This is a genomic window from Microlunatus elymi (assembly GCF_007362775.1).
In the GTDB taxonomy this organism is placed as follows: Bacteria; Actinomycetota; Actinomycetes; order Propionibacteriales; family Propionibacteriaceae; genus Microlunatus; species Microlunatus elymi.
Genome location: NZ_CP041692.1, coordinates 1,847,922 through 1,861,147, shown reverse-complemented (window position 1 = coordinate 1,861,147; position 13,226 = coordinate 1,847,922). Strand labels below are relative to the sequence as shown.

The window sequence follows — 13,226 nt, the reverse complement described above, 5'->3', positions numbered from 1 at the left end:
GCGCAAGATCGACCCCCGCACCGGATACATCGGCTGCGCGGGCCGATTTCGCGTGCGGCTGTGTGGTTGTGACCGCTAGACGATCGCGCGCATGATCGTCTGTCCGGTGCCGACGTCGTCGATCTCCAGCGAGTTGATCTCGGACAGCGACAACGTGCTGGTCATCGAGGTACGCACCCGCTCGCCGGGCGCCGCGGGCCAGCTCGTGCCGCGGGTGCGGTCACCGTTCTGATCGACGACATAGAGCGCGTATCGGCCGGTGCTGCCGTAGCCGGCGGTGTTGGCGTACTGGCATTCGATGTTGATCTTGGTACCGCTGCCGGTGCCGGTCAGGTCGGCGACCGCGATCATGGTGCTGGGCCGGACCGGCGCGAACGCCAGCCGGACGTCGTTCGGCAGCGTCACCGACGGTGCCGGGGCCGGCGGCCCGGCGATGGTGTCCCGGATCAGGTAGCCGCCGACACCACCGATGATCAAGGCGATCACCACCACGGCGACCAGCAGCAGCCGACCGGGCAGCGACCGCCCGCGAGGCGGGCTCATCCGCCGGATCGACTCCGGCAGCCCCCGATCGCCGGCTTGTTGATCATGATCGTCGAGCAGCCGTTCCTCGTTCAGGGCTACGGCTTCGGCGGCCGGCAACTGAGACAGCAAACCGGGCATCGCGGCCAGCTCACTGACCGCCGTACGACAGTCGGCGCAGTCGGCCAGATGATCTTCGAAGGCATGCCGCTGCGGCACGGTCAGGGCACCGAGCACGTAGGCGGCGTCCCAATCAGCAAAGCGATCCGGTTCGGTCACGGCCTCGTCACTCCCCTCTCCTGCAAGATCATCCGCAGATGCCGCAGGCCGTAGTGCAGCCGCGACTTCACCGTACCCTCGGCGATCTGCAGCCGCTGCGCGATGTCGGTCGTGCTGCGGCCCTCGTAGTAGGCAGCGATCACCACTGCCCGATGATCACTGGACAGCCCGGCCAGCGCGTCCGCGATCAGCCAGCGGTCCAGCAGTTGATCGGTACGGTCCTGTGTCTCGCCGCCGGTGGCAACCGGGTGGTCGCCGTTCCGCGGCTCGGAACCGTCGCCGACCGTCTCCCGCCGCACCGGCGCGCTGCGCCAGCGATCGATCACCAGCCGCCGAGCCACCGTGAACAGCCAGGCCCGGGTGCCCGCCTCGTCCCGATCCGCCAACTCGCCGGTGCGCCATGCCCGCAGCAGCACCTCCTGCACGATGTCCTCGGCGACCTGCCGGTCCTGGGTCAGCGACAGCACGAAGCGCCACAGCTCGCCCGCATGGCGATCGTGGATCAGCTGCCAGGCCGGTTCGGCTAGTCCGGCCATGAGCTGGCTGGGCGATCCATGTCGTGCTACCGCCTCTCCTCACTTGTCCCTCACCCAGGACTACGGTCTGCCCGCCCGGACGGTTCACGGGGTACGCCGGTCGTGCCGACCGGTTCCAGCCTGCCCGATCGAGCCCCGACCGCGCAGCGTCCGACCTGGCTGCACCGACCCGAGCGCGCCGTCACCCGCAAAATCCAGCACGAGCCGGAAGTTCGACGACCGAGAGCCGTTCGACGCCCCGAAAGTCCAGCTCGTGCCGGAAATTTGCAGGGGACGTGAACGGGCGGCTGGGCCCTCTCGTTGTTCTGACGAACTCTGTCGGCGCTGATCGGGGATCGGCCGAACCTCAGTGAGGAACCATGATCACGATCAACGGACTACCGCTGCATCCGCTGCTGATCCACGTGGTGGTGGCGCTGCTGCCGCTGACCGCCCTGATGGCGGTGCTCGGCTCGATCTGGCCGGCCGCACAACGCAAGTTCGGACTGTTGACCCCGTTGGCAGCACTCGGGGTGCTGGCAGCGGTGCCGGTGACGATCATGGCCGGTGACCAACTGGCGGCGGAGCTCGGACTCGGCGCGGCCATCGACCGGCACGCCACACTGGCTCGGCGACTGTTGCCGATGTCGATCGCGTTGTTCGCGGTCACCGCGGCGCAATGGGGCTATCTACGTTTCCTGCCCCGGCGTCGCTGGCTGACCGTCGTCATCGCGGCGGTGGTGATCGCCGTCGCCGCCGGTACGACCGTGCAGCTGGTGATGGCCGCTGACGCGGGCGCGCAGATGGTGTGGGGCCACGTCGGCGGCTCGCGCTGATCGCCCGCTCGGCGCACGTCCTACGGCCCGTTCTCGTTCCCCCGTCGCCCGGATGAGACCGGGAAGATCGACGTCGAGCGGGCACCGTAGGGTGGTCGTCGTGACTGTCGACGCCGACCAACCCGTCTTCGATCAAGCCCACTTCGACTACTCGCCGTGGGGATTCTGGCACCGTGCCGACGAACAGGCGCAGCAACACCAACGCGAGTTGCAGCGGCGTGCGCTCGAGCAGCATCCGGACTGGTCCTTCGGCGAGCAATGTTTCGTCAGCGAACTGGCCGCCGTCCAATGCGACACACTCCAGCTCGGTGATCGCAGCTACATCGCCGGCCACGCCTACCTGAGCCACGACGTGATCATGGGCCGGGACTGTACGGTCAACGCGTTCACGGTGGTACGAGGCAAGATCACCATCGGCGACGCGGTGCGGATCGGTGCCCACACGTCGATCCTCGGCTTCAACCACACCATGACCGATCCGGACGTCGAGGTGTTCCGGCAACCGACGGTCGCCCGCGGCATCAGCATCGGTTCGGACGTCTGGATCGGTTCCCAGGTGGCGATCGTGGACGGTGTGACCATCGGCGACAAGGCGGTGATCGCGGCCGGCGCCACGGTCACCAAGGACGTTCCCGCGGGAGCGGTGGTCGGCGGAACCCCGGCCCGGCTACTGCGTTGGCGAGTGCCGCCGGCCGACGCCGCACCCCGTACGGGATCGGATGATCTTGCCGCCAAGGTGCGCGGCTTCGCCGATCGGGCACGGTCGGAGGCGGCCGAGATCCTCAACCGGGCTTGGGATCCGGAGCGACAGCGCTTCACCGACCGGCCCGGTACGCCGTTGAAGGTGCGCCCGCAGTGCGACGCGATCGAGATCGCCGACATGCTGCTCGGTACGGCCCCGACGCAGCGGCCGGTCGACGAACAGATCGGCTGGCTGCGCGGTCTTCAGGATCCGAAGTCCGGTCTGTTGCCGGAGATCGAGCCCGACGGCACTCCCGGTGCGGCACCCGGTCCGGGTCTGGCCGGGCTGCATGAGGGCGACAGCGCCTATCACGTGCTCTGCGTGGGATATGCCCTCGACGTGCTCGGCAGCAGCTTTGCCCATCCGATCAGCGCGGTCGCCGAAGCCGAACCGGCTGAGTTGATCAACTTCCTGGATTCCCTGCCCTGGAAGGAAAAACCGTGGAGTTCCGGGCATCAGGTGGACGCGCTGGGGACCGCTTTGCGGTGGAACCGTCCGGCCGGTGCCACGTCGCGGCCCGGTACCGAGGAAGCGCTCTGGGGCTGGCTCGGCCTGCACACCGATCCGCGGACCGGGATGTGGGGCGAGTCGGACGGTCTTGATCAACTCCAGGTGGTGAACGGGTTCTACCGGGCCTCGCGCGGGACCTACGCACAATTCGGAGTGCCGCTGCCGTTTGCGGAGCGGGTGATCGACACCGTGCTCGCACACGCATCGGTCCAGCGCTACTTCGCCCCCGAACGGCAGAACGCCTGCAACGTGCTGGACGTGATCCATCCGCTCTGGCTGGCCGGCCGGCAGACCGACCATCGGCGCAGCGACGTGGTGGCTCTGGCCCGTACGCTGCTTGTGGACGCGATCGGCCACTGGACGCCCGGGCAGGGATTCGGCTTCCAGGCTCCGTCCGCCGGTGCGGCCTCGGTCGCCGCCACCGTTCCCGGCCTGCAGGGCACGGAGATGTGGCTCAGCATCGTCTGGCTGCTCTCCGACGTCCTCGGCCTGTCCGGCGAGCTCGGCTACCGGCCCCGCGGCGTCCACCGCCCCGAGCCCGCCCTGACTCTGCGCGCGTCCTGAGCGATCGAGCCCGGATCCCCGTCCGGTCCACACAGCCGCACCACTTACCGCCAGCCGCACCGGTTGCAACCGGTGCGGCTGGCGGTAAGTGGTGCGGCTGTGTGGACGAGCGGGTGATTAGGCCTTGCGGAGCAGGGAATTGAGCTCCTCGCGTACGCGCAGGAGGTGCGCCGGATCGGTCGGGTAGTTGGTCAGCGACAGGTCGCCGTCCGGGTTGATGATCTTGATCGCCGCGTCCGGGCCGAACCGGTCGCGGACCAGTTGCAGGGCACGATGATCATTGATCGCCTGGGCCGCGACGCGATGCCGGGTCGACTCGACCACCGTACGATCCGGGCCGGGATAGACGATGAACGGGTCGCCGGCCGGGAAGGACCCGTCCGCGCAGGTGTCCTTCCACGGATCGAGGTGGCTGCGTGAGTGGACGGCGTTGTAGAAGTTGAAGCCCCAGTGCAGGAAGCCGCGGGCACCGAGGGCGAAGAGCTGCTGACCGATCACCCGGTGCCGGGCCGGCGGCATCGCGATGAAGCGGTTGGCGACGATCTTGTTCTGGCTGACGCAGTAGTAGAGCCACAACGGGTCCACCCCGCCGGCAAGGAACGGCTCGGCATGGTTGGTCGCGACCACCGGCTGCCGGACCACGCCTTGGGTGTAGAAGTCGTAGTCGCTGAGGGCATCGGCCACCAGCCACCCCTGAAGCAGGTCCTCGACCACGGCCCGGGCGGCCCGATAGCTCTCCAGATGATCACGGGACGGCTCGTCGGAGATGTGGAAGATCACCTTCGACGGATCCCAGTGATCACGCAGCACCTGTTGCAGTGCCGGCAGGAACTGTTGCAGGAAAGAGCGATAGGCCGGATCCGTGGCCGGCACATCCCATCCGAAGATCTGCTGCAGTTTGCCGTCCACCTCGGCGTCGATGGCCGGGGTCGCCCGGGCTCCCCACTGGGTGAAGAGGTGCGCCAACTCCACGTACTGGATTCCGTACGCGGCGAACAACTTCAGCCAGCGTTCGAGCCGGGAGAAGTCGAAGTCGTAGTGATCACCGGTTCGGCGGATGCCGACCAACTGCACCGGCGTCCGCCGGGTGCCGACCGCGGTGTCCAGCGGCGGCGTCCAGATCGGGGTCAGCAGTCCGTTGATCCCCATCCGCGCAGCACTCGCGACGAAGGCGTCCAACGCCCGCCAATGATCTTCGTCGTACGCGGTGCCGCCGTAGTAGTCCAGCAGGCAGTCGGTGTGCAGCCACTGGGTGTTGACGATGTCCAGCGGCGGCAGCTCCTGGTTGACCACCGTCACCGCGACTCGATCGGCGTACAACCGCTCACCGGTACGTCCATGATCAACAGTGATCTGCAGTTCGAGTTCGGTGGTCGTCCCGTCGAGCCGCGCCGACGGGTCCACCCGGATGTCGAACCACGTGCTCTTCCAATGTCCGACCAGCGGCTCCACCCGGCCGTCCGGCAACCGGCGCAGCGGATCGGGATACAAGCCGGGGCTGTCGACCAGATAGTTCTCGTCGTGATCGGGGAAGGCCGGCAGGGTGGCCGGCACCAGGTCGACCGCGTACACCTTGGTGTACGGGGCCGCGGAGCCGGCGATGTTGATCTTGATCGGATCCGAGCTGGCCCGGGCTTTGGCCGGCGGTTGGACGGCCAGCTGGAAGGAGTGGTCTTCGCCCAGAAAAACCGACCGCGACAGTGCTCGATCGATCGGCCGCGGTTCGACCGTCGGCAGCACGGTCTCCAGCGCATCGGTCAGGACGAATTTCCAGGACGAGGACATGCAGCGCTCCTATGCGAGTGATGATCAAGAGACGCTATCGCGTACGCGGCAGCCACGCACCGCTGGTCATCGGCGAGCCCGGCGCCGGCGAGCACTTTCCGCGGGCTTCATAACCATCACGACACAACGTTGGCAAACCGGTGGCAAAACGTTCCAGTTCCGCGGTGGATGGTGACAACATTCCCCGCGGAGCTCGCTCGGTCGCGGAGAAAGGCTTTTCCGCGGTTCCCGGGCTCCTCCGGTTTCAGTTCAAAGGAGAACTCGTGTCAGCGTTCCATGCCACACCCCGACTCAGCCGGCGTACCGTCCTGGCCGGAGTCGGAGCCACCGCCCTACTCGGCGGCGCCCTCACCGGCTGCAGCGATTCCACCGACAAGAAGAACACCGCCACGGCGAACGAGACGGTCAAGCTGCCGACCTACACGCCGGCCACGATCGCCAAGCCGGACTTCCCGGGCACCGAGCAGGGCGTCGAGCCGGCGTACAAGCTGTTCCCGAGCGACCACAACAAATCGGTGGCCGACAAACCGGGCACCGGCAAGGACACCGTCACCGGCATGGTGATCACCTACGCGGCGTTGCCGCCCGGCGTCGGACGTAACCCGTACTGGCAGGGCCTGAACGAACGGCTCGGCATCGACCTCAAACTGCAGATGACACCGAGCGCGGACTACGTGCAGAAGTTCTCCACCACCATCGCCGGCAACGACCTGCCGGACATGATGCTGACCCAGGTGGTGGCGAATTTCCCGTCCCTGTTGGACAAACGCTTCAGTCCGCTGGACGAGTATCTGGGCGGCGACGCGGTCAAGGACTATCCCAATCTGGCCAACATCCCCACCGACATCTGGAAGTCGGTGATCTACAACGGCAAGATCTACGGCCTGCCGTTGCCGCGCGGACTCGTCGGTAGCTACAACTTCATCCGCGCCGACCTGTTCAAGAAGGCCGGGGTGTCCACCGCGCCCAAGTCGTTCGACGAGTTGATGGATGCGAGCAAGGCGCTCACCAACCCGAAGAAGCGTCGCTGGGGCTACGACATGATCGGCCACGTCCAGGCACTGATCGGGCGAATGAACGAGGAGCCCAACAGCTGGGCCGTCGACTCGAACGGCAAGTTCACCCACCGGTACGAGACCGACGCCTATCAGCGCAGCGTCAGCGACGTGATCCAGATGTGGAAGGCCGGCGTCCTGCACCCGGACGCGTTCAATCCCCAACAACCGTTCAAGGACCTGTTCGCTGCGGGCACGGTCGCGATCAACGCCTCCGACGGTTACACCGGCTTCAACGGATATTGGACGAACGGGCTGGAGGGCGATCCGAACTTCGAGCTCGGCTTGATGCCGGCCTACAAACGCGACGGCGGCGGACTGGCGCCGTGGGCGCTCGGGTCCGGCAGTTTCGGGATGGCGTCGATCAAGAAGATGGACGCCGATCGGATCAAGCTCTGCCTGCGGATGGCCGACTACTTCGCAGCACCGTTCGGCAGCGAGGAGTACTACTACCTCTCTTACGGCAAGGAAGGTGTTGATCACACCGTCGACAAGAACGGCAACCCGACACTGACCGACACCGGCAAGACCAACCTCACCCTGCCGATGCGCTACCTCGGTGACTCGACCAAGGTCAGCTACTCCCCCGGCCGACCGCAGGACGCCAAAACCCAGCACGACTACCAGTCGCTGGAGGTTCCCCACGGCGTGCAGAACGCGGCCCTCGGGCTGTTCTCCAACGCTCAGGCGACCAAGAACGCCACCGCGGACAAGGCGTTCAACGACACGGTCAACGACATCATCCAGGGCAGGAAGCCGTACTCGGAACTGAAGAACGCGATCTCGACCTGGCAGAACGCGGTCGGCAACGAGATGCGGACCGAATACCAAGATCAATACAAGAAGGCCAACGGCAGCAAATGATCATGTCTGACACTGCGACCGAAGCACCTCCGTACGCTCTGCCCGACGACACGTCACTTCCGTACGGTCGTGGCGAGTTGACCGGGATCTTCCCGCCCTCGCGGGTACGGGCCCGGCTCGCCGGCTGGGAGCCGTTTCCCAAGATCACCGATCGAGCCGGCTGGCAGGCGGTGCCGGCCAGGGTACGCAACCAGACACTGGCGCGTGCCGAAGAAGCCCTGCAGGCTCCGTGGCCCGAGCTGCGGGCATCGGTCTTCGCCGACTTCTACCGCAACGGCGACCGGTCCCGGTTCGAACTGCCGCACTTCGAACGCCGCAAGCTGCTGCGTGATCTTGTCCTCGGCGCGTGTCTGACCGATGATCAGCGCTTCATCGATCCGATCATGGACGCGGTCTGGTCGATCTGCGAGGAGTCGTTCTGGGGCGTCGCCGCGCACTCCTTCTCTCGGCGCCATGATCAACTTCCGCTGCCGGCGACCGACGAGCCGGTGATCGACCTGTTCGCCGCCGAGACCGGCGCCCAGCTCGCCTGGACCAGATACCTGCTCGGTGAACGACTCGCCGACGCCGGTGGGGTCGCCTTCGACGAACGCGTGGTGGCCGAGATCGATCGCCGGCTGCTGACGCCGTTCCTGGAGCGGGACGACTGGCACTGGCTGGCCAAGGAACGCACCGGCGCCAACAACTGGACGCCCTGGGTGTGCTCCAACCTGCTGGTGGCGACCCTGCACACCGAATCCGACACCGACCGCCGGGCGGTGATCGTGAGCAAGATCATCGCGTCCCTGGACGTCTACGTTGATCAGCTTCTGCTCGACGGCGGCTGTTCGGAGGGCCAGTCCTACTGGGCGGTCGGTCCGGCGAAGCTGATCGACTGCCTGGACGCGCTGTACGGGGCCAGCAACGGCGAGTTGAACGGTTTCGACGTGCCCAAGGTGGCGGCGACCAGTCGCTACCCGGTGGCGATGCACGTCGGCGGACGGCGGATGATCCAGCACGCGGACGGTCACGGCGTCTGGTTGCTGGAAGGTTCGGTGCTGCATCGGGCCGGTCGCCTGCTCGATGATCAACAGGCCCGTGATCTTGCCGTTCAGCTTCGCGACGCGCCGGGCGGGCGCCACGAACGCGCGAAGACGAACCTGTGGCGTGGCCTGTCGGAGTTGTTCGAACCGGGCTTCGTCGACGCACCGCCGACCGCCGCGCCGTTGATCAAGGAACGCTGGTTCGGTGACCTGCAGGTCCTCGTCGCCCGGGAGCAGGAAGGCAGCACCGACGGATTCCTGCTCTGCATGAAGGCCGGCAACAACGCCGAGCACCACAACCACAACGACGTCGGCGGAGTGTCGGTGGCCGTCGACGGTCATCATCTGGTGATCGACCCCGGCGTCGGCGTCTACTCCAAGAAGACCTTCAGCCCGCAACGGTACGAGCTGTGGGAGATGAACAGCGACTGGCACTGTCTGCCGATCATCAACGGCGTGGTGCAGTCGGCAGGCGAGCAGTTCGCCGCCAGTTCCGCCGAAGTTGATCATGACGGCAACTCGGTCACGATGACCGCCGAGCTGGCCGCGGCGTGGCCGCCGGAGGCCGGCATCCACTCCTATCGCCGCAGCGCGACCCTGGACCGGGACAACCACCGGATCGTCGTCAGCGACCGCTGGCAGGGCGAGGGCGTGACCTCGCTCGTGCTGCCGCTGACCCTTGCCGTGCCGCCGATCCTCGACAGCGATCGGATTTCGTTCGACCCGGGCGGTCGGCGCGTCGAGCTCGCGATCGACCGGGCAGCCGAGATCGCCGTTGAGGAGAAGCCGCAGGACGATCCGAACCTGCGGGAGCTCTGGGGCGAGCGAATCTGGCGGCTGTTGATCACTCCCGCTGAACCAGTCAGCGAAGGCAGCCTGACGCTGACCTTCCGGCTTTGACCTTCCCGGCTTGGCGTTCGGCGGATCGGGAGTTGATCAGTTCCCGATCCGCTGCTCGGTCCCGTCCGGCCAGTTGATCTTCAGGGCCTCGGTCGACTCGACGGTCACCGAGGGCCACGAGATCTCCGGCTGCTCGTCGGCGTCGTAGAGCGAGATGCCGACGACGTGCCAGGTGTCGGCCGCCGGCTTCGGGTACTCGACCTGGTTGATCAACAACTGCGAGCCGAACGGATTCGCGGTCGGATGCCTCACCGCGACAATCGAGCCGTCGCCGACCAGCGATCGCACCTCGCTCACCAGCCCGCTGCGAGCACCTGGCCGCGGCTGCTGCGGAATCGCGAAACCTGAGATCAGCATCCGCCCGGCTTGATCTTCATCGGCGCGTTGCAGGCGCACCGCGCGGACTTCGACGCAGCCGCGGATCGCCGACCAGCAACGGATTCGGTCCCATCGGCTCGAGGCGATCAGCAGATCGTCCTGGTCCTCCGCGGACAGCAGGTCGAACCCGGACCGATCAGTGACAGATCCGTCGGAGTTGATCAACACGACCTGATTGTCCGCCACCTCGGCAGCATCGGCGAGCGGCGCGGTGACGGTCGAGTAGGCCAGCCGACCGTAGAGCGGATCCTCGTGGTCCCCATGATCAACACCGTGATTGATCACCCGGACGATGCCGTCCGAAAGAGTGCCCGACACCAGCCAGCCTGCCTGCGGAATCGCGCCCCGGACGTCGGAAACCTCGACCGGCAGGGGTTCCTCCGGTACCGACCAGAAAGGATCATCGGCCGGCATGACCAGGCCTGCGAGTCCGAGACTCGACCAGTAGGGCGAGCCGGGACCGGAGTAGCTCTGCCGCATCGGCTCGAACTGATCCAGCCAGCCGATGCCGAGCAGCCCGCTGTCGTCGAACGCGCCGCGATCGACGAAGTAGCGAACACCGCCCAGACCCAGTCGCCGCAACTGACCGGGCGGCAACGGCGACGCGTCGAAGATCGCGCCGGCCCAGGGCGCGCCGAGCGTCGCGTACCGGTAGGTCAGCGATCGTCCCTGGAACAGCGACGCGCCGTCGCCGCCCCATAGATTCACCGCGGTGGAAAGGTAGTCCGACAACCGCGCCCGAAAACGATCTTGAAGCTCCTCGACGCCCGGGACACCGGCGGACATTCGGCAATACCACAAGGAGAACAGCTGCATGACCCAGCCGTTGTACCAGTCAATGCTGCCCGCAGCGCCGTCGCGGTACCATCCTCCGCGGCCGTCGATCTTGCCGAGGTACCACTCGTCCATCGTGGCGATGTTGCGGTCGACCAGTTGTTGATCATGGGACGCGCCGACGGACCGCAGAAAGGCCTGAGTGACGTTGCAGAACCAGCGCCAGTTGTTGTCCGGGTAGCGCAACTCCGCGCTCGGTACGAGCCAGTCGATGATGTGCTGCTGGGTCGCGGCATCGAGCCGGTCCCAGATCCAGGATCGGCTCTCGTGCAGGGCGATCGAAATCGCCGCGGCCTCCACCCTGGTCTGGGGAATGTCGGCCAGCAGCGGCCAACGCTCCGCTGACGCCGGATCGGTCCCGGCCCGCAGCCCGGCCGCGTACCAACCGGCATGATCCTGCGGGTCGTCGCTCGCTCCGGACAGCCGGAAACCGGCTGCCAGGAAGGACCGGGCGAAGGCCTCGAGCCCGTCGCTGACCGGCCCGGCCCCGGATGCCGGGCCGGGCAGGTCGAATCGTGCATGACCCGGAGTCGCCCACGGACGCAACGCGAGCAGTGTGCGGTCGGCCAGCGACTCCAGGTCCTTCCGCCCCCATCCGGTGTAGGGAGCAGCCGGGTCCGGGTGCGGAAGTTGATCATGCATGGTTACTTGGTACCACCGTTCTTCTGCAGTTGATCTTGGTATTCCTTGCGCATCTTGTCGCCACCACCCGAACGCCAGGCGCTCAGCAGGCTGTCCAGCTCGCTGAGCGGCTTACGCCCCTGGATGATCTGGTTCACGCCATCGTTGAAGTTCTTGTCGATGGTCGCATTCTTCGACGCGTACGCGTTGGAGAACAGGCCCACGGTCGGGTTCTCCAGTCCGTTCGGCAGCACGGCTGCCTGGTACTCGTGCTGGGTGTCGGCATCCTGCGGCCGTCCTGGCTGGTAGAGCACGCCCGGTGAATCGGCCATGTAGCGGATCGGGATCACCGTGTTGGTGGTGCCGGTCTGGGTCAGCACCGGGTCGCCGGTCGAGCTCATCTTGTGGTCGACGCCGTTCTCGCCGTAGAGGCGGTAGAGGTACTCCTCGGTGCCGAACGGTGCGGCGAGCCAGTTCAGCACCCGCAAGATCAACTTGATCTTGTCGGGGCTGTCCTGCTTCTTCAGGCCGGTGAAGCCGTTGCCGTAGATGCCGCTGCCGAGCATCCAGCGGGCCAGCTCGGACCCGTCCCGCTTGTAGGTCTTCATCAGACCGAGCTTGAATCCCGGAGTCGACTCGTTGTCGGAGATGTACTGGGTCCATCCCGGATAGCCGTCCCACGCGTTGATCGCGCAGGTGCCGGCGTTGAAGAGCTGCTTGAACGGCTGCGAGGTGTCGAACGCGTCCGGGTGGATCACGCCGCTCTTCCACATGGCGATCAGGTCGGTGATCGTCTGCTTGTACTCCTCACTCTCGTACGCGTTGGTGAGCTTGCCGCCCTCCTCGCGCCAGACGTTGGGCTCGGCGTTCATCATCGCCAGCAGGCGCCGCGGCTGGTTGATCAGGCTGAAGGCCCAGCGACGCTTCTTCGGGTCGGTCAGCTCCTTGGTGACCTTGACCAACTCGTCGTAACCCTTCGGGTCGGTCGGCAGGCCCTTGGCCTCGAACAGATCCTGACGGATGAAGTTGTAGTTGCCGATGATGCCGCGGGTAATCGGGATGCCGTAGATCTTCCCGTTGTAGATGGTCGGCTTCCAGGACGCGGTCGGCAGGTTCGCCAGGTTCGGGTACTCCTTGACCGCGTCACCGGCCAGATACTCGTCCAGCGGGGTGAACTGCTTGTCCAGCAGCGACGGGAAGTTCGCCACAACCTGCATTTGTAACGTGTCCGGCAGGTCCGAGCCGGCGATGGTGGTCGCGAACTTCTGCGTGTAGTCGGCGTTGCCGACCATCTGCAACTTCAGGTCGACACCGAGGCGCTCGTTGAGGCCGGCCCAGTAGGTGTTCTTCGGCGGCCCCGGCGGGACGGCGTAGTAGATGTTGGCCATCCCGGTCACGGTTTCCTTGCCGGTGCCCGGCTTGTCCGGGACCGACTTCGGGTTTTCCTTGGGCCACCGCCGAAAGCCCGCCATCACACCGTCGGAGGTGGTCGGCAGGTCGGGCTTGATCCCGGTGTACTCGACGTAGGCGGGCAGCTTGGCCGACTCGTTTTTCGCGGCGGTGTTGTTGTCGGCGGTGCTGCCGCCACCACAGGCGGTCAGGCTTGACGTACCGGCCAACAGCGCGACGCCGCCGGCTCCTGCGAGCAGCGTTCGGCGGTTGAGCCGAGGATGAGTGAAAGCGGACATGGAACAACTCCTTACTTGACCCCAAGGGCATTGCTGGAACGCACAGGCGACCGGTGAGCGATGGCTCACCGGTCGCCTGATGATCTACGTTGAACGGACAGGCCCGATCAG

9 protein-coding genes are annotated in these 13,226 nt (G+C 66.3%); 4 read left to right on the top strand and 5 right to left on the bottom strand.

Annotated elements, in window-relative coordinates:
* Positions 1-75 precede the first annotated feature (75 nt).
* Complete coding sequence (locus tag FOE78_RS08375) at positions 76-801, bottom strand: anti-sigma factor (RefSeq protein ID WP_143985876.1); 726 nt, start codon at positions 799-801, stop codon at positions 76-78.
* Positions 798-1,337, bottom strand: a complete 540-nt coding sequence (locus tag FOE78_RS08370; protein ID WP_143985875.1) for a sigma-70 family RNA polymerase sigma factor — start codon at positions 1,335-1,337, stop codon at positions 798-800. The genes FOE78_RS08375 and FOE78_RS08370 overlap by 4 nt, the downstream gene beginning before the upstream one ends.
* Positions 1,338-1,696: 359 nt before the next feature.
* Here FOE78_RS08370 and FOE78_RS08365 point away from each other — a divergent pair, with 359 nt between their 5' ends.
* Both FOE78_RS08365 and FOE78_RS24560 read left to right on the top strand, forming a co-directional pair.
* Positions 1,697-2,152, top strand: a complete 456-nt coding sequence (locus tag FOE78_RS08365; protein WP_143985874.1) for a DUF2231 domain-containing protein — start codon at positions 1,697-1,699, stop codon at positions 2,150-2,152.
* Positions 2,153-2,252: 100 nt separating this feature from the next.
* The gene (locus FOE78_RS24560; RefSeq protein ID WP_323125718.1) at positions 2,253-3,968 is read left to right on the top strand and encodes an acyltransferase; all 1,716 of its coding nucleotides are present in this window, start codon (positions 2,253-2,255) and stop codon (positions 3,966-3,968) included.
* Between the two features lie 117 nt (positions 3,969-4,085).
* Here FOE78_RS24560 and FOE78_RS08355 read toward each other — a convergent pair whose 3' ends face one another.
* Positions 4,086-5,753 (bottom strand): DUF4091 domain-containing protein, encoded by a 1,668-nt coding sequence (locus tag FOE78_RS08355; RefSeq protein WP_143985872.1) that lies wholly within the window; start codon positions 5,751-5,753, stop codon positions 4,086-4,088.
* Between the two features lie 263 nt (positions 5,754-6,016).
* Here FOE78_RS08355 and FOE78_RS08350 point away from each other — a divergent pair, with 263 nt between their 5' ends.
* Together FOE78_RS08350 and FOE78_RS08345 are read left to right on the top strand one after the other, a co-directional pair.
* Positions 6,017-7,672 (top strand): extracellular solute-binding protein, encoded by a 1,656-nt coding sequence (locus tag FOE78_RS08350; protein ID WP_143985871.1) that lies wholly within the window; start codon positions 6,017-6,019, stop codon positions 7,670-7,672.
* A 2-nt stretch (positions 7,673-7,674) separates the two neighbouring features.
* Complete coding sequence (locus FOE78_RS08345) at positions 7,675-9,594, top strand: heparinase II/III family protein (protein ID WP_168207427.1); 1,920 nt, start codon at positions 7,675-7,677, stop codon at positions 9,592-9,594.
* A gap of 36 nt (positions 9,595-9,630) precedes the next feature.
* Here the strand turns inward: FOE78_RS08345 and FOE78_RS08340 are convergent, their stop codons facing one another.
* Positions 9,631-11,448, bottom strand: coding sequence for a DUF2264 domain-containing protein (locus tag FOE78_RS08340; protein WP_143985869.1), 1,818 nt, complete (start codon positions 11,446-11,448; stop codon positions 9,631-9,633).
* A 2-nt stretch (positions 11,449-11,450) separates the two neighbouring features.
* Complete coding sequence (locus FOE78_RS08335) at positions 11,451-13,115, bottom strand: extracellular solute-binding protein (RefSeq protein ID WP_143985868.1); 1,665 nt, start codon at positions 13,113-13,115, stop codon at positions 11,451-11,453.
* Between the last annotated feature and the right edge of the window lie 111 nt (positions 13,116-13,226).

Excerpts from the sequence above, each read along its gene's own strand:
- FOE78_RS08370 (WP_143985875.1), bottom strand. The coding sequence starts at position 1,337 with ATGGCCGGACTAGCCGAACCGGCCTGGCAGCTGATCCACGATCGCCAT.
- FOE78_RS08365 (WP_143985874.1), top strand. The coding sequence starts at position 1,697 with ATGATCACGATCAACGGACTACCGCTGCATCCGCTGCTGATCCACGTG.
- FOE78_RS08355 (WP_143985872.1), bottom strand. The coding sequence starts at position 5,753 with ATGTCCTCGTCCTGGAAATTCGTCCTGACCGATGCGCTGGAGACCGTG.
- FOE78_RS08345 (WP_168207427.1), top strand. The coding sequence starts at position 7,675 with ATGTCTGACACTGCGACCGAAGCACCTCCGTACGCTCTGCCCGACGAC.
- FOE78_RS08340 (WP_143985869.1), bottom strand. The coding sequence starts at position 11,448 with ATGCATGATCAACTTCCGCACCCGGACCCGGCTGCTCCCTACACCGGA.
- FOE78_RS08335 (WP_143985868.1), bottom strand. The coding sequence starts at position 13,115 with ATGTCCGCTTTCACTCATCCTCGGCTCAACCGCCGAACGCTGCTCGCA.